This is a genomic window from Halotia branconii CENA392 (assembly GCF_029953635.1).
Classification (GTDB): Bacteria; Cyanobacteriota; Cyanobacteriia; order Cyanobacteriales; family Nostocaceae; genus Halotia; species Halotia branconii.
In genome coordinates this window covers 6,637,237-6,653,028 of record NZ_CP124543.1, presented here as the reverse complement: position 1 = coordinate 6,653,028, position 15,792 = coordinate 6,637,237, and the positions used below count along the sequence as shown (strand labels likewise).

Here is a 15,792-nt window from a genome sequence, read left to right as displayed (position 1 = left end):
CATAACAGCAAATAAATATCAAATTGTCATGTTAGAAAAAAAATCTTACAAAATTCGACACTTCCACGTCTTAATTAGTTTACTACGCGATCGCCAGGGATTTTTAGAAGAAATCCGTCAAGAAATAAGATTACAAAATAAAATTAGTTCCCTGTTTGTTTCTAGTTCTATTTTCTTTGCACTCTATGGCATCATTATTGGTGCATCTCACAGTTGGGCGCAAGCTTTATCTGGCGCTATTAAGTTACCAGCATTCTATTTGTTAACACTGATTATTTGTTTTCCCACTTTGTTCTTTTTTAGTGTTTTATTTGGTTCTCGAAGCAGTATTCAACAACATTTTGCTGTATTACTCACATCGGTATCAGTAATTAGTGTGCTTTTATTCAGCTTGGCACCAGTTACACTATTTTTTCTGATCACTACCCCAGATTCTTATCAATTTTTTAAACTGTTAAATGTATTAATTTTTGCCATTACAGGCATCTTTGGTGTGAAATTTCTTTATGAAGGAATGCAGTTACTTTCTCAACAAGAGGAAGTTGGCAAAAAAACCCGCACCACTATTTTAAGATCATGGTTATTGCTTTATGGCTTTGTGGGTATGCAGTTAGGATGGTTTCTCAGACCTTTTTTTGGTGCGCCTGGCTCCAAATTTGAGTTATTTCGGGCAGTGAAAGGTAACTTTTATTTAGATATTGTTGCGGCTATTTCTGAAATTTTAGGCTTTCATTAAGCGCCGTATTTCTATGCAAAGTGAGAGGCTCAGATCCCCGACTTCTTAAAGAAGTCGGGGATCTTGTTGTTCATGATTTAGGACTGCTATATTACAACTCCACCCAAATACTTCCTTCCTGTAGACGCGTAGGAAAAACTGGTAGTGGCTTTTCTTGAGAAATTACACCCAATACCTTGCCGATACCTGGAGGAAAAGTACTCCATTCTTTGACATTACCAGTGGACAAGTCAAAAGCGCTACGATGAAAAGGACAGATAATTGCTCCATCCTCTGTAATTTTACCTTTCTTCATCGGTAGCTTCATGTGAGGACAGGAATTTTCTACTGCATAGATTTGGTTATTATGGTTAAGTAGTAAAATATTATGCTGTTCAACTTTTACTACTTTGCGTTCATTAAGTGGTAGTTCGTCTTGAGAAAGAACTTTAATCCAGTTCATTAATACCTCACTTGATTTATATGGAGATGCTGCTTAAGGGAAGACTTTAAAATTTTAGGCTCTTTTAGCCATCAAAAAGCCGATTGAATACATGATTTTACTTTACGCTACGCGGGTCAGTTGTCAGCGATGCACTGAGCGCAGTCGAAGTGTTGTTTTTGATGATCTACTGAGCGTGGTATGTTTCATTAATACTTCACACTTTATCCTTTAGTTGATGCAAACACAAGACAGGGTAACAGTCAATCAAGTCGCGGCAGCGATCGCCACTAGTCAACAATATCTACTTTCGACTCAGTATCCAGCAGGTTACTGGTGGGCAGAGTTAGAGTCTAATGTCACCATTACTGCTGAGGTTGTCCTGCTGCATAAAATTTGGGGAACAGACCAAGCTAGACCTCTGCACAAAGTTATTACATATCTGCGTTCTCAACAACGGCAGCATGGGGGCTGGGAACTTTTTTATGATGACGGTGGAGAACTAAGTACCTCGGTTGAGGCTTACATGGCGTTGAGGCTGCTGGGTGTATCGGCAAATGATCCAGCGATGATCAAAGCGCGAGACTTTATTCTCCAACGAGGCGGCATCAGCAAAACTCGCATTTTTACTAAATTGCACCTCGCCTTGATTGGCTGCTATGACTGGCGTGGCATTCCCTCCCTACCTCCTTGGATAATGCTTTTACCCCCAGCTTTTTTCTTCAATATCTACGAAATGTCTAGCTGGGCGCGTTCTAGTACTGTACCGTTGCTGATTGTATGCGATCGCAAACCTATTTTTCTCACCGCACCAACGATTAATTTAGATGAACTATATGTTGAAAGTATTGATCGAGTCCAGTATGAATTATCCCGCAGTAACAATTGGACTGATTTATTTTTAACTCTCGATCAAGGATTTAAGTTAGCAGAAACTTTAAATTTAGTGCCATTCCGCAACGAAGGCATTAAAGCTGCCGAAAAGTGGATTTTAGAACGTCAAGAAGCTACAGGCGATTGGGGTGGAATTATTCCAGCCATGCTCAATTCTATGTTAGCTTTGCGGTGTTTGGGTTACAACGTCAATGACCCAATTGTCGAACGAGGTTTGCAAGCAATTGATAATTTTGCCATTGAAACAGCAGATAGTTACCGAGTTCAGCCTTGTGTTTCGCCTGTATGGGATACGGCTTGGGTGATTCGGGCTTTGGTAGAATCTGGCTTGCCGTCAGATCATCCGGCGATTGTGCAAGCTGGAGAATGGTTGCTGCAAAAGCAAATTCTCGACTATGGCGACTGGACTGTGAAAAATCACCAAGGAAAACCCGGTGCTTGGGCGTTTGAGTTTGACAATCGCTTTTATCCAGATGTGGATGACTCAGCTGTGGTTGTGATGGCTTTAGATGTAGCGAAACTTCCTAACGAAAAACTCAAACAAGCTGCGATCGCCCGCGCTTTAAATTGGATTGCATCCATGCAGTGTAAACTAGGTGGTTGGGCAGCTTTTGATTTGGATAATGATCAAGATTGGCTCAACTCTGTACCTTATGGCGATTTGAAAGCCATGATTGACCCGAATACCGCAGATGTTACCGCCAGAGTACTAGAAATGCTCGGTGCTTGTAACCTGACAATTGATACTGCAAACCTAGAGCGCGCCCTTGCCTATCTTTTGGGTGAGCAAGAAACTGAAGGTTGTTGGTTTGGGCGCTGGGGTGTTAATTACATCTATGGTACAAGTGGCGTTTTATCAGCTCTAGCTTTAATTGAACCTCAAAGACATCATGTCAGTATAGAACGAGGAGCTAATTGGTTAATAAAATGTCAAAATTCAGATGGTGGTTGGGGTGAGACTTGCCGCAGCTATGATGATCGCAGTCTCAAAGGGCAAGGACGCAGCACTGCATCCCAAACAGCTTGGGCTTTAATCGGTCTGATAGCTGCTGGTGAAGCAATTGGCAAATTACCTCTTGAAGTTATTGAACGAGGAATTAGCTACCTTTTAACAACTCAACAGCCCGATGGTACTTGGTATGAAGCAGACTTTACAGGTACTGGTTTTCCTAGTCATTTTTATCTCAAATATCATTTTTATCAACAATATTTTCCTTTAATTGCTTTAGGTCGTTATCAAATACTACAGCTGCGATCGCCAAGCTAATAAATACGATTTGTAGCAGATTACAAATATCATACTGTGCGATCGTTCTAAAAGTTGCTGGTCAATAAAGTGCGATCGCATGACTGTTCAAAGTATGCAAGAATAGACTATAATATTACGTTTATTCCCCGATCCAAGTGCTAAGAAACTCTACTTGATTTTCCATTGACTTTGCTGATTTAGCTGCAACTAATTTCAAAATACCACGCATCAGTTCTCCGATTGAATAACATTGCTGCTGTACTAAAATCATTCCTGAGTGATGTTGTTCTTGAGTCAAGAAAGCTGTGTGTAAACTATAAAAATCTCGAATGTTAGAACTATATAAAACGCGATTTTGCGACCTTGCCCAAATTAATTGTTCTTCATCAGAATATTTTAATCGGTTTACACCTAGAGTTGTGATTACATCTACACCCCGATTTTGCAAAGCCAACCTTAGAGAACGTCCGGTAGAATCCTCATCCATGTATAAGCGAATTTGGCTCATCCTAACTTTTTAGCTTTGTGTAATGCCTCTATGCGATCACCTTCTGCTTCTTCGTAGGCAATGTCAGCATCGATTTCTTCGCGATTGATATGATAATACGTCAAAGCTGCATAAACCTGTCCTAATGTTAAATGACCAATCTGATCGGCAATTTCTTCTGGACTGTAACCTTGTTTATACCAGATAGCAATTCGTCGCACTGTGACACCAGTTCCAGCAATAATCGGACAGCCCCCATGTATTCCAGGGTGGCGAGTAATAAGAGTGCCAATATCAGTGATAGTAGTTGACATAGTTGATTGTGACTGTTGTTTTGTTATCTATTTTAGTTTTATTTAGAAGATTGCTGCGATCGCACTTTCACTTTATCCAACTGCGATCGTGTATCAATTTAATTAAATGATTATTTAGAAGGTGTGCCAGAATTAATAACAGAAACCGTATTAGGAGTCAATTCAAACCCTTGCTTTCTTCTGCCTTTTTTGCTCAATCATTAAATAATTTTGGGTAATACCTTAACCTAAATTTGTACTATTTTTAACTCAACCTTTGCTTATACTGTATGTCTTCGTAAGAACATGATGAGGTAAAGACAAAAAAATACGGTATACCTATTGGTAATTAGATGTATCAATTTAAAGCAAAAAACCAGATTAGAAACTTCCACAAGTTGCTGTTTCCTAAATTAAGGATTGTAGATTCATGAAACTGCAACTATCCAAATTACTTAAGACTTTGAGCCGAACTAGCTGCACAGTAGCTGCTTACAGAGTCTAAACATTAGGTGTCTAAGCACCTAGCATTTTTTTGTGGAGTTTTCTGACTGGACGTGAGGATTATAAATGCTTGAGGCTATAGCTGTTGCTTGGCTATTACTATTTTTTGGCGATTTCCTATCCACCTTCTGCTACCACGTACCTGAGCATGTTTTTGGTAGCCTCCACCTGAGAACACATCACTCTTGGAAAAAAGATTTCCGCCACTATGCTATTTTGACATTTAACCCTCAGGTGATTTTAGATGGGATACTGGGAGCATTACCTTATTTAATTATGGCTGTACTTCTATGGTCTTTGTCTCCCATCGGTGTGATTTGTGGATTATTACTTGGTCAGTTTCATGTTTGGTGGAGACATATAAGTGTTTTAGGTTGGCAAACTCCAAAGTTAGTGAATATTTTATGCCAGTTTTTATTTATTACTACTCCTGAGAGGCATTGGTTACACCATCACAAAACTAGCTTGGGTTACGGTGATATTTTTACGTTCTTTGAGCAACCGGCGCAAACTTGGTTACGTTGGTTAAGGCTAACAAGGCTTCATCTATGGAAAACTAAGGAATCATTGCTACCTTAATTACCTTCCGTGTTTTCATGTCACAAAACACTTGTTCTAAGTCCTTTAGCCTGCGCTGTTCACTGATGAGTAATTCTAAAGGTATTTTACGACTAGCTATTAGGGACAGCGCCGCCCGCACATATTTGGGAGTATTGTGAAACACACCTTTAAGGGTAAGTTCGCTGTAGTGCAGCTGTTCTGTATTGACTGTAATAGTGGTATCTCTAGGACAACCACCGAATAAGTTGACAGTAGCACCAGGACGCGCACAAGCGATCGCAATTTCCCAAACGCTAGGTACACCAGTAGCTTCAATCACCACATCTGCACCCCAGCCTTGGGTGAGTTCTTTGACGACATTGGGAATGTCCGGGATTTGATGATAGTTAAAAATCTTAGCTGCACCGAGTTTTTGACCAATTTCTAATCTTTGGTCATTTCCCCCCCAAAGTAACACTTCAACGCTATCAGCTAAGGCCGCGACAAACATCAGCCCAATGGCTCCATCCCCCAACACAACTACTCTGTCTTGAGGTTTGATATTAGAACGAGCTATACCATGCAATACACAAGCTAAAGGTTCAGTCATCGCTGCCAATTCCCACGGCAACTCATCAGAAACTCGCAATAAATTATGTGGTACTATCGGTGCAGGAATTTTCAGGTATTCGGCAAAAGTCCCGTTATTCCAAGTTAAATTTGGGCATAACGAATATTCTTCATGTTGACAAAAAAAGCACTCCATGCATGGTGCAGAATTATTTGCCACAATGCGATCGCCTATTTGCCAACCATTAACACCTGTTCCTAATGCTACAATTTGTCCTGCGGCCTCGTGACCAAACAATGTCGGCGGCTTTAGCATTTTGGCATGACCACCACGCCGCCAGACTTTTAAATCTGTACCACAAGTTGTAGCTGTCCGTACTTGCATGACTATTTCTCCAGCTGCTGGAGTGGGGTCAGCAACCTGTTCTAAACGTAAATCTTCCTGACCGTACAGTAATGCTGCTAACAAAGTTTTAACCTAATCAATGAGTAGTTCACGTCCAAATTTGACCACGACAAAAAGGCTTATCAAGCTCAAATTGCTTGGCTTTAATATTAGAAATAATCCTAGTGTATCGCCATTGTTTTTGACAACAAATCCCAGCTTTTCAAGTAATTTATTTTTCAATTTTAGTTTTGTTTAGGAGATAGCAGCCTTTTTTAACCGTTTAGTAACTTGAGAAATAAAGTACGTTGCTAATCTAAATTATTTGGTATTCTTTAATGAAGGATTTTATGACAATAAATATAGGACTTACGCAACGCCTATATTGTCATTGCGACCGGAACGGAGTGTAGGGAAGCAATCCCAGCGTTAGGGTAGATTACTTCGCTATCGCTCGTAATGACGGAGTTACGTTATTTTTGCGTAAGTCCTGAAATATATTTTAGCTTTAATTCAATTGTTTGCTAGTAAAATTAAATTATGTCAGTAATTACCTATCACCCTTAAAAATTATGATATCTGCTGACACAACTTCTAAACTGTTGACAATTCCGCCTTTAGAAAACGGTGACAAACTTACTCGTACTGAATTTGAGCGCCGCTATCAAGCAATGCCTAATTTGAAAAAAGCAGAATTGATTGAAGGAGTTGTTTACTTGGCATCCCCTGTACGAGCGAAAAAACACGGCAAGCCCCATGCAAGCATTATAGGTTGGTTAGTCGCTTACGAAGCCGCTACACCAGGAGTGGAAACACTGGATAATGCTACAGTACGTCTTGATTTTGATAACGAACCTCAACCTGATGCACTATTGAGAATTGAAGTTGGAGGACAATCTACTATTAGTCAAGATGGCTATGTAGAAGGTGCTACTGAATTAATTGTGGAAATTGCTGCCAGCAGTGTTTCAATTGATTTGAATCAAAAACTCAAAGTATATCGTCGCAATGGAGTACAAGAATATTTAGTGTGGCGAGTTGATGAGAGTCAATTTGATTGGTTTAGATTAAATGAAGGCGAATATATTCAAGTTGAACCCAATAGCAATGGTCTAATATGTTCTCAGGTATTTCCAGGATTATGGTTAGATAAAACAGCTTTATTAGCAGCAAATTTAGCAAAGGTTTTAGAAGTATTACAACAAGGTTTAGCTAGTCAAGAACATCAAGATTTTGTGCAAGTTCTGGCTCATAAGTAGCTGTGGCAACTGTTAACAAGCTTTTAACCTATTAATTTAGCTCCACCTGATTTTCCCAAGTAGAGCCAACAAATATAAACGCAGTTTACAGTATCTCAACTTCATATTAAGAATTTACAGCTTGTTGAGAAAGTACTCCCGTATTGCGAGTATCTAAATTAGGCAAGCGGTTAACCGTTAAAAGTGGTACTTCTTGTCGGCAAGACACGCAAAACCAGTACAGTTCGCTATGACGAACATGACGCAGGAGGGAACCACCACAGCACGGACAGGTGTTAGCTCTCATATTCATTCCAATGTCCTCCTAAAGAAAATTTGTTGTTTAAAACAGATAAAAAAAATTTTGATTAAACTCGGATTTTAGCCGCATGTATGTAACCATTTAAATCAATGCGGCTTTTAATAATTTGTTCATAGACCGCTTCGTAATCGCTAACCATTTGGTTAACGCTAAATTTGTTTTCTACATAAGCTCGACAGGTTTGACGATTGAGTTCTAACGCCGCAGGAATCATTGCTGCCATTTCTTCATAAGTTTGGCACATAAATCCTGTTTCGCCATTAACAATCACTTCTGGTATTGAACCTAAATTAATAGCAATTACTGGTGTACCAGTTGCCATAGATTCAATCATCACTAAACCAAAGGGTTCTTGCCAAGTTATGGGGAAAAGAGTGATTGCAGCATTGCCTAGAAGTTCAGCTTTTTCGGCGTGGTTAATTTCGCCTAAATATTCAATTTGCTGACCATCGATATGGGGGGCAATTTCTTGTTCAAAAAACTTTGAATCGACTACATCAACTTTTCCTGCCATTTTTAAGCGCCAACCACTTTGCTTAGCAATAGCGATCGCATATTGTGGCCCTTTCTCTGGAGAAAAGCGTCCTAAAAATGCTAAATAGGGCAATTCTTGAGGCTGAGCTACAAATGGATAATCCGCTAATTCAATCCCGTTATAAACTGTGCCAACATAGTTTAATTTAATTTGACGCTGGGCGTTACTGATGCTGACGTATGATTGCTGTTGATGGTGACTATATACATGACGGTTATCCTTGGTAAAATTGCCGTGCAGTGTATGTACTGTGGGAGTTGATACCAAATTCGCTAAAGGTAATGCCGTCATCCCTACATGAGAATGGATAATATCAAATGCCGCAGCTTGTTGATAAACTTGACTCAGTTCCAGCGTTTCGTACACTGCATACTCTTGGATATTTTGATCTAAGCGCAATGCGTATGGATAAACTGCTTCTAAATGAGCCAAAGTTAGAGAATCGCCAGAGGCAAACAAAGTTACTTCATGACCGCGACGAACTAGTTCATCGGTCAAGCGACTCACTACCAGTTCAATTCCTCCATAATTAGGAGGTGGAACTCGTTCCCATAAGGGGGCAACTTGAGCGATTTTCATACATTTGTTAGGGTTCAGTCGTTAAATTTGTCCTCAATGTAAAGACTGAACATTATTTTATGAGGACAAGCATTTGTACTTACTCTTTTGACATTTAAATTAACTTAATTGACTCTTGGGAGCGCAATATTAGTTAACCTTACTGTCAAACATTACCGATGTATTTAAAACCAAACAGCCGTAGCGACCTAGCGACTATACTTTATAGAATATAACTCACCTTCTAACGGTTTCATCTATCGCGGGGATCATAGGCGGTTAGAATTTTTTGTAGCTAAACTTACAAAAAAGGTAGATTTTGTAGCTGTAGATACTAAAATTATGGGATGGGATCAATTGATCACAACGTTAAATAAGGAAAAATCAGGATCAAAAGAGGAAGATTACAAATATTAAAGAATCATAAATAAGTAATAATTAAAAGTTCATTATTGCTCTGGATACTGCTACTTAACTAATGAAAATAGCTACTTGGAATATCAACTCAGTTCGCATTCGTTTAGAACAGGTTATTGATTGGCTCAAACAAAATCCCGTTGATGTCCTCTGCTTACAAGAAACAAAAGTTATAGATGCCGATTTTCCGCGATCGCTTTTTGAAGAATTGGGCTATCACCTTTATTTATCAGGACAAAAATCTTATAACGGTGTAGCTTTAATTAGCCGTAAACAGCTTGTAGATGTAACTACTGGTTTTACAGCAATTTTGAGCGATCAACTGCTGGAATGGGATGAGCAAAAGCGGGTGATTACAGGCGTAATTGATGGCATTCGGATTGTAAATTTATATGTTCCCAATGGCGCAGCAGTAGGAACTGAAAAATACGCATATAAACTGCGCTGGTTGAAAGTACTGCGAGAATATTTAAAATGTCTGTTGCTGTCACAACCTGATATTTGTGTCTGTGGCGATTTCAATATTGCTCTGGAAGCCAAGGATATTCACGATCAAGTAAGTCCAGACAATCATATTATGGCTTCCGAACTAGAACGCCAAGCCTTACGAGATATTCTGGCAATGGGATTTGCTGATGCCTTTCGCAAATTTACTACAGAAGGTGGACACTACAGCTGGTGGGATTATCGCGCCGCCGCTTTTCGTCGCAACTTAGGTTGGCGAATTGACCATCACTATCTCACACCAGCACTTTATGAGCGGGCTAAAAGTTGTATTATTGATGCTACACCCAGAAAATTGACCCAACCCAGCGATCATGCACCGGTCATTCTGGAATTGGAGGATAAATAGCAGAAGTGGTTCCGACCATGATAGCCGGAACCACTTCTGCTACACCCCTTGCACAAGACAAAATATACCAGTGTTAAGGACTGTATGTCTGCCAAATTGCCAAAAACTTGTTTTTTGGATACTAACCTGGAATCTATCAATAGGTGATAGTTAATCAACAGAAAATAGTATACTTTTTTCGGCTCTCGTGTAGTTCATACCAATAATTTATTTAAAAATTAGGAATTTTAGGTCATTTTCATGCTAAATCCCGTAATTACAGTAGTATCTTTCAAAAACAACCAAATCCTCAAACATTTGCAGCAGATAAAGTTATTTTTGAGGAAGGAGAGCCTGGCAATTTGATGTTTGGGATTTTGTACGGAGAGGTAAATATATTAGTTAATGGTAAAGTTGTAGAAACAATTGAGGCAGGCGAAGTTTTTGGTACAGGGGTACTTATAGGCGTAGGAAATAGAACATATACAGCGATCGCTAAGACTCATTGTCAACTTGCTTCCCTTGATCAAGACAGGTTTCTCTTTGCAGTTCAAGAAACACCAATGTTTGCTCTACAGGTAATCAAAAACTACTCAGAGCGCCTAACTCGCGTGCAGCGTATGCTATGAAGCATCTTATACCAATTTGTGCAGGTAATAAGCTTTAGGTGATGCTAGACTTATTTTTAAGGATATTTTAGGGGAGTTTAACAACAGTGTTGCGTAGATAAAACAAACACACAAATCAGTTACATCGTTTCTGTCGGGCGAAAAGTCCGAATGATTTTGATTGTTTGTTGCCATCGTAAAATCCACTGTGAATAATATTCCTTCCTCTTATCTGAATAAGATTCGTGCAGTTTATCCGAATATTTCCTTTGACCATCTAGATTTTAATCAAGATGGCATGATCAATGATGTAGTGATAGTTAACCATCAGTTTGTCTGTCGCTTCGCTAAAGAAGATTGGGGAAAACAAGTACTTTTTCATGAAGCTAAAGTCTTGCAAGTGTTGCAACGTTATATTGATTTACCGATTCCCCGTTTTGAGCATTTGCAAGAAGGCTTTGTTACTTATCGATATCTCAAAGGTGAACCCCTTTCTCGCAATACTCTGCTGAAGTTGAGTAAAATCGCACAAACCCGTGTTATTTCTCAACTTGCTACATTTCACCAACAATTGCACAGCATTCCATCTGAAGTTTTAGCAGCATCGGGAGTATCTTTCTCTGATGCAGTGCGATCGCATGAAGATTGGTTGCAGTTGTACAACGATGTTCAAGAAACTCTCTTTCCTCACCTTTGGCGACACCAGCAAACTTGGATACGTGAACTGTTTGCGCCTGTGGTATCAGGTGAACTTGATCTGAGTTACACACCTGTACTTATTCACGGCGATTTGCCTGTGTATCACATTCTCTTTAACCCAGAATCACAAAGCATTAGTGGCATTATCGATTTTGGCGTTGCTGGCTTGGGAGATCCAGCTTGCGATATGGCCATCCAACTGGGAAATTATGGAGAAAATATTGTACAGCTAATGGAAAGTGATTATCCAATGTTAAGGTATGTAATTAACCGCGCACGTTTCTGGGTAGGGACACTTGAGTTGCAATGGTCATTGATTGGAGTGAAATATAATGATATATCGTTATCTCTAGCACATATTGGTTTGGCTAGGGAGGTTCAACCTTTAGAGACAGCATTTAGGCGTAGGTTGGGTTAAGCACAGCGCAACCCAACATCGATAAAAGTGTTGGGTTTCTTTACGTCAAACGCCACTTACTACCCTGCGGGAAGCCGCAGAAGCGTCTACAAGCCGGCAGCACTTCCTTCTCCCAATGGGAGACGCTGCGCGAACAAGTCGGCACAGCCGCCCAACGGAGTGCCTCGGAAACCCGTCTAACGCAGTGGCTCCCCAACCTACATTTTTTTGCATGTGTTTACGAAACTCTCTTTTCTCACCTCATAAAATTGGGATAGGCAAATTGCCCATCCCATAAACATAAACTTCCAGATTGAGTTATCGTTTCACTTCTACCACTGATTCAGTAAATATCTGAGGCTCAAGTCCCGCTAGCCCAAGAATTGGTGTACTCAATTTGATCTGGTGTGAGGGTATCAATGTTAATTCCAATTGCTTGCAACTTCAGTCGAGCAATTTCTTGGTCAACATCGGTAGGGATGGAATGTAAACCCGGTTCCAACTTGCCTTTATTCTTCACCAGATATTCGCAAGCTAAAGCCTGATTAGCAAAGCTCATATCCATAACTGCACTAGGATGTCCTTCCGCAGCGGCGAGGTTTACCAAGCGTCCTTCACCCAGAACTATGACTGATTTACCACTTGCTAACCGATACTCTTCGGTAAAGGGACGTACTTGTTTAACTTCTTTAGCCTTAGCCTTCAAAGATTTCAGGTCAATTTCAATATCAAAGTGACCAGAGTTACAAACGATCGCACCGTCTTTCATCATATCGAAATGTTCGGCGCGAATCACATGCTTGTTACCAGTAACTGTAATAAACAAGTCACCTTGAGGAGCAGCTTCTGCCATTGGTAACACGCGGAAACCATCCATCACAGCTTCAATCGCCTTGATGGGGTCAATTTCGGTGACAATTACATTAGCACCAAGACCACGGGCGCGGAGTGCCGTACCTTTACCACACCAGCCATAACCAGCAACAACAATGTTTTTTCCAGCCAGCAGCACATTTGTAGCCCGGATAATGCCATCTAGGGTAGATTGCCCAGTACCATAGCGATTATCAAAGAAGTGCTTGGTGTCTGCATCGTTGACGTTGACAGCTGGGAAAGTGAGAACGCCATCTTTAAGCATGGCGCGCAGACGTACAATTCCCGTTGTTGTTTCTTCTGTAGTACCAATCAAATCGCTAACTTGATCTTGGCGTTCTTGAATTAAGGTGGCTACTACGTCGCTACCATCATCAATAATAATGTTGGGGCGATGATCTAAGGCAATTTGTACGTGGCGATTATAAGTTTCGTTGTCTTCGCCTTTTTGAGCAAAAACGGGAATTTCATGATCGACGACGAGGCTAGCAGCTACGTCATCTTGAGTTGATAAAGGATTACTAGCAATTAAAACAGCATCTGCACCACCAGCTTTGAGGGCAATAGCTAGATGTGCTGTTTCTGTTGTCACATGACAACAAGCCACAAGGCGAATCCCGGCAAAGGGTTTTTCTTGAGCGAAGCGATCGCGAATTTGCTTTAAGACTGGCATTTCGCGTCCAGCCCATTCAATGCGCTGTCTTCCCAAGCTAGCCAGGGCGAGGTCTTTAACCTCGTGCTTTAATCGGGGAGAAGTTGCAGTCATTAAGTATTACCTCAAAAAGTAAAAAAAGCTACGTAATTAATTACGTACTCTACTAGATTATTCCACGACTTGCGATTTTTAGCTGTAATTACCAAAAACCGATATCAATGGTTCTGTGGACTAGCTTGACGTTTGATCAGCGGAATGTCAACTTCGTTTTTGGTTTTTTTCATTTATCTTGGATAAGAGATTTAGCAAAGACTCTTCTTAGTTTTACCAAAATATATTAAGTAATTTGGCATCTATCTTAAGAGGTAATATTTTCCTAAAATAGGAAATTTTCGCAATATCAAAGTAAAAACGTAACTCTAGATAGGTACATTTACTCAAATTATTAGTTAAATATAAAGGTGGCTATAGAAGTAGTTAGCACTAGTAAATTTAGCTCCAGGAGGTATCTGAGTGCGCTTTCAATTTTTGGCGATCGCAGGTTCAATGGCTGTGGCTGTTGTGCCTACACCTACACTTGCACCAAAAGCTACAGCCCAGACTCCTCTTTTACCTAATGTGCAAGCTCCTAGCAGCGTCAGTAATAATTTAGATAATAGGATTGTTTCGGACTGGGTTTATTTGGATGGTCGTCGGTTGTTTCGGATAGCATCATCAAGAAGCAACTTGTCTGATCGTTTACAAAATATTCAGCAAAATTTGCAAGAAATTAGCAAAAGCTATTTTCGTTCAGATACGCCAGATCTCAGGGTAGATATTAGACCAGTAAATGGTTTACCTGTAATCGATGTCAACGGCAAATACCTGATGACCATTACTTCTGAAGATGCCAGACTACAACAGGCAGATCTGTCAACATTAGCAACTCAAATCCAAGAGAAGTTGCAGAAAGGTTTGCCAAGGGCTAAACAAGAGCGACAGACTGAGTTTTTAATTGACCAAGGTAAAATTGCCGGTGGTATCGGAGTAGCAATGATTTTTGCCAGTTTTGGAGTATATAGCTGGCAACGTCGTTCCAAAAAGAACACAGCCCGCCCTACCCCTCAAACCCCACCAGCAGCACAACCAATCGCAACTCAATTAAACCAACAGCAACATCGGCATCTTTTAGAAGTTAAAACACGATTGTTTCAACTCACTCAAGCAGGGATTTGGGGAGGTGGAAGTTTTATAATTTTGGGTTTATTTCCCTATACACGTATACTTCAGGTTGGTATTCTCACAGCCGCCAAAATCCCGTTTAAATTGGGCATTGTTACACTAGGAATTTATGTAGTAATTCGTGCTAGTTATGCCTTGATTGACCGCTTCACCTCAACTTTGATTAGCAGTGGGGCTTTACTAAATTCCGAAAATTATGAACGTCTGCAATTGCGAGTCTCGACATTTTCTGGTGTGACTAAAAGTATTGTGACTGGTGTTTGGGTAGGAGTTGGCATCTTACTAGCATTGGTCTTCTTAGGTATAGATATTGTTCCCTTATTAGCTGGTGCAAGTTTAATTGGTGTTGCCGTGTCTTTAGCTTCACAAAACTTGATTAAAGATGCGATTAACGGTTTCCTGATTATCCTAGAAGACCAGTATGCTTTAGGCGATGTCATTGCTGTAGGAGAAGTCGGAGGCTTAGTAGAAAATCTCAATCTGCGGATGACACAATTACGAGATTCTGAAGGGCGTTTGATCACAATTCCCAATAGTGAAATTAAAGTTGTCGCTAATCTTTCTAGTCGCTGGTCAAGAGCCGATTTAACAATTCCTGTCTCTTATCAAACTGATATTGATCATGCTTTACAGTTGATTCAAAATGTCGCCTCGCAGATGGATCAAGATCCGCAATGGCAATATCAAATACTAGAAACACCTCAAGTTTTGGGAATAGATAATTTTGGCGATCGCGGTTTGATGATTCGCGTGTGGATCAAAACACAACCGCTGAAACAATGGGACGTAGCACGAGAGTATCGTCGGCGCTTGAAAATCACCTTGGATCAAGCCGGAATTTCTATTCCTGTACCTCAACAATCAATTTGGGTTAACGATCCTCACTTACTTAGCTATGAAGAAAATGGCAAGGCTGATTAATTTTAGCTCCATAGCTAACCGTGCTTGAGGCGATGATCGCATCTGTGTCACCAGAGCTAATATTCTCCGTAGAGGTATAATAACCCCCTGCGGGGAAGCAAGCTACAGGCAGATAGAGCATCTTTGCCAGCAAAAGACATCGCTTTTTGTCGCTGCGATCGCCAAGCTATTGGGCATGAAGAATAGATTATTTTCTCTTCCTTTGCGTCTCTGTCTTGAAAAGTTTCCTACGCCGGGAAACCCGGCTTTCCTGCGGAACGCTTACGCGAACGAGGAACTTTTCGCTGCGCCTCTGCGTGACAAAAATCATCCCGCAATTAATAAGAAGTAAGAACAGAAAATCTTGGCTGTTAGTTAGATTTCAAAGGTGGGAAGAATGAAGCTTGGTAAAACACGCCAAATAGCAGCAATTTCCCAAACTAGGCTTTAATAACTAA

14 protein-coding genes and 1 pseudogene are annotated in these 15,792 nt (G+C 40.3%); 8 read left to right on the top strand and 7 right to left on the bottom strand.

What is annotated here, in order from left to right:
• Positions 1–28 precede the first annotated feature (28 nt).
• A complete protein-coding gene (locus tag QI031_RS29200) occupies positions 29–736 on the top strand; it encodes an actin-binding WH2 domain-containing protein (RefSeq protein WP_281483036.1) in 708 nt (235 codons plus the stop codon).
• A gap of 91 nt (positions 737–827) precedes the next feature.
• Here the strand turns inward: QI031_RS29200 and QI031_RS29195 are convergent, their stop codons facing one another.
• On the bottom strand, positions 828–1,178 hold the full coding sequence (locus QI031_RS29195; RefSeq protein WP_281483035.1) for a Rieske (2Fe-2S) protein: 351 nt from the start codon (positions 1,176–1,178) through the stop codon (positions 828–830).
• 217 nt (positions 1,179–1,395) lie between these two features.
• Between QI031_RS29195 and shc the strand changes: the two genes are divergently transcribed.
• Complete coding sequence (gene shc, locus QI031_RS29190; protein WP_281483034.1) at positions 1,396–3,318, top strand: squalene--hopene cyclase; 1,923 nt, start codon at positions 1,396–1,398, stop codon at positions 3,316–3,318.
• A 121-nt stretch (positions 3,319–3,439) separates the two neighbouring features.
• On the opposite strand, the gene QI031_RS29185 is transcribed toward shc, so the two are convergent.
• On the bottom strand, positions 3,440–3,808 hold the full coding sequence (locus QI031_RS29185; protein WP_281483033.1) for a DUF5615 family PIN-like protein: 369 nt from the start codon (positions 3,806–3,808) through the stop codon (positions 3,440–3,442).
• The gene (locus QI031_RS29180) at positions 3,805–4,101 is read right to left on the bottom strand and encodes a DUF433 domain-containing protein (RefSeq protein WP_281483032.1); all 297 of its coding nucleotides are present in this window, start codon (positions 4,099–4,101) and stop codon (positions 3,805–3,807) included. Before QI031_RS29180 ends, QI031_RS29185 begins: the two co-directional genes overlap by 4 nt.
• 549 nt (positions 4,102–4,650) lie before the next feature.
• On the opposite strand from QI031_RS29180, the gene QI031_RS29175 reads away from it, so the two are divergent.
• Positions 4,651–5,163, top strand: a complete 513-nt coding sequence (locus tag QI031_RS29175; RefSeq protein WP_281483031.1) for a fatty acid hydroxylase — start codon at positions 4,651–4,653, stop codon at positions 5,161–5,163.
• Here the strand turns inward: QI031_RS29175 and QI031_RS29170 are convergent.
• The gene (locus tag QI031_RS29170) at positions 5,141–6,163 is read right to left on the bottom strand and encodes a zinc-dependent alcohol dehydrogenase (RefSeq protein ID WP_281483030.1); all 1,023 of its coding nucleotides are present in this window, start codon (positions 6,161–6,163) and stop codon (positions 5,141–5,143) included. The two genes, QI031_RS29175 and QI031_RS29170, sit on opposite strands and share 23 nt — an antisense overlap.
• A gap of 488 nt (positions 6,164–6,651) precedes the next feature.
• Here QI031_RS29170 and QI031_RS29165 point away from each other — a divergent pair, with 488 nt between their 5' ends.
• Positions 6,652–7,338: a Uma2 family endonuclease gene (locus QI031_RS29165; RefSeq protein ID WP_281483029.1), complete on the top strand. Its 687-nt coding sequence runs from the start codon at positions 6,652–6,654 to the stop codon at positions 7,336–7,338.
• A 106-nt stretch (positions 7,339–7,444) separates the two neighbouring features.
• Here QI031_RS29165 and QI031_RS29160 read toward each other — a convergent pair whose 3' ends face one another.
• Together QI031_RS29160 and QI031_RS29155 are read right to left on the bottom strand one after the other, a co-directional pair.
• Entirely contained in the window at positions 7,445–7,630 is a 186-nt protein-coding gene (locus tag QI031_RS29160) for a hypothetical protein (protein WP_281483028.1), read from the bottom strand.
• Positions 7,631–7,685: 55 nt separating this feature from the next.
• Positions 7,686–8,753, bottom strand: a complete 1,068-nt coding sequence (locus QI031_RS29155) for a glycosyltransferase family 4 protein (protein WP_281483027.1) — start codon at positions 8,751–8,753, stop codon at positions 7,686–7,688.
• Positions 8,754–9,210: 457 nt separating this feature from the next.
• Between QI031_RS29155 and xth the strand changes: the two genes are divergently transcribed.
• From xth to QI031_RS29140, 3 genes and pseudogenes are all read left to right on the top strand, one after another.
• Complete coding sequence (gene xth, locus QI031_RS29150; protein ID WP_281483026.1) at positions 9,211–10,002, top strand: exodeoxyribonuclease III; 792 nt, start codon at positions 9,211–9,213, stop codon at positions 10,000–10,002.
• Between the two features lie 240 nt (positions 10,003–10,242).
• Positions 10,243–10,610, top strand: a pseudogene (locus QI031_RS29145) (cyclic nucleotide-binding domain-containing protein).
• A gap of 187 nt (positions 10,611–10,797) precedes the next feature.
• A complete protein-coding gene (locus tag QI031_RS29140; RefSeq protein ID WP_281483025.1) occupies positions 10,798–11,706 on the top strand; it encodes a phosphotransferase family protein in 909 nt (302 codons plus the stop codon).
• Between the two features lie 340 nt (positions 11,707–12,046).
• Here the strand turns inward: QI031_RS29140 and ahcY are convergent, their stop codons facing one another.
• Entirely contained in the window at positions 12,047–13,324 is a 1,278-nt protein-coding gene (gene ahcY / locus QI031_RS29135) for an adenosylhomocysteinase (protein WP_281483024.1), read from the bottom strand.
• Positions 13,325–13,726: 402 nt separating this feature from the next.
• On the opposite strand from ahcY, the gene QI031_RS29130 reads away from it, so the two are divergent.
• Positions 13,727–15,355, top strand: coding sequence for a mechanosensitive ion channel family protein (locus tag QI031_RS29130; protein WP_281483023.1), 1,629 nt, complete (start codon positions 13,727–13,729; stop codon positions 15,353–15,355).
• The last annotated feature ends 437 nt before the right edge of the window (positions 15,356–15,792 follow it).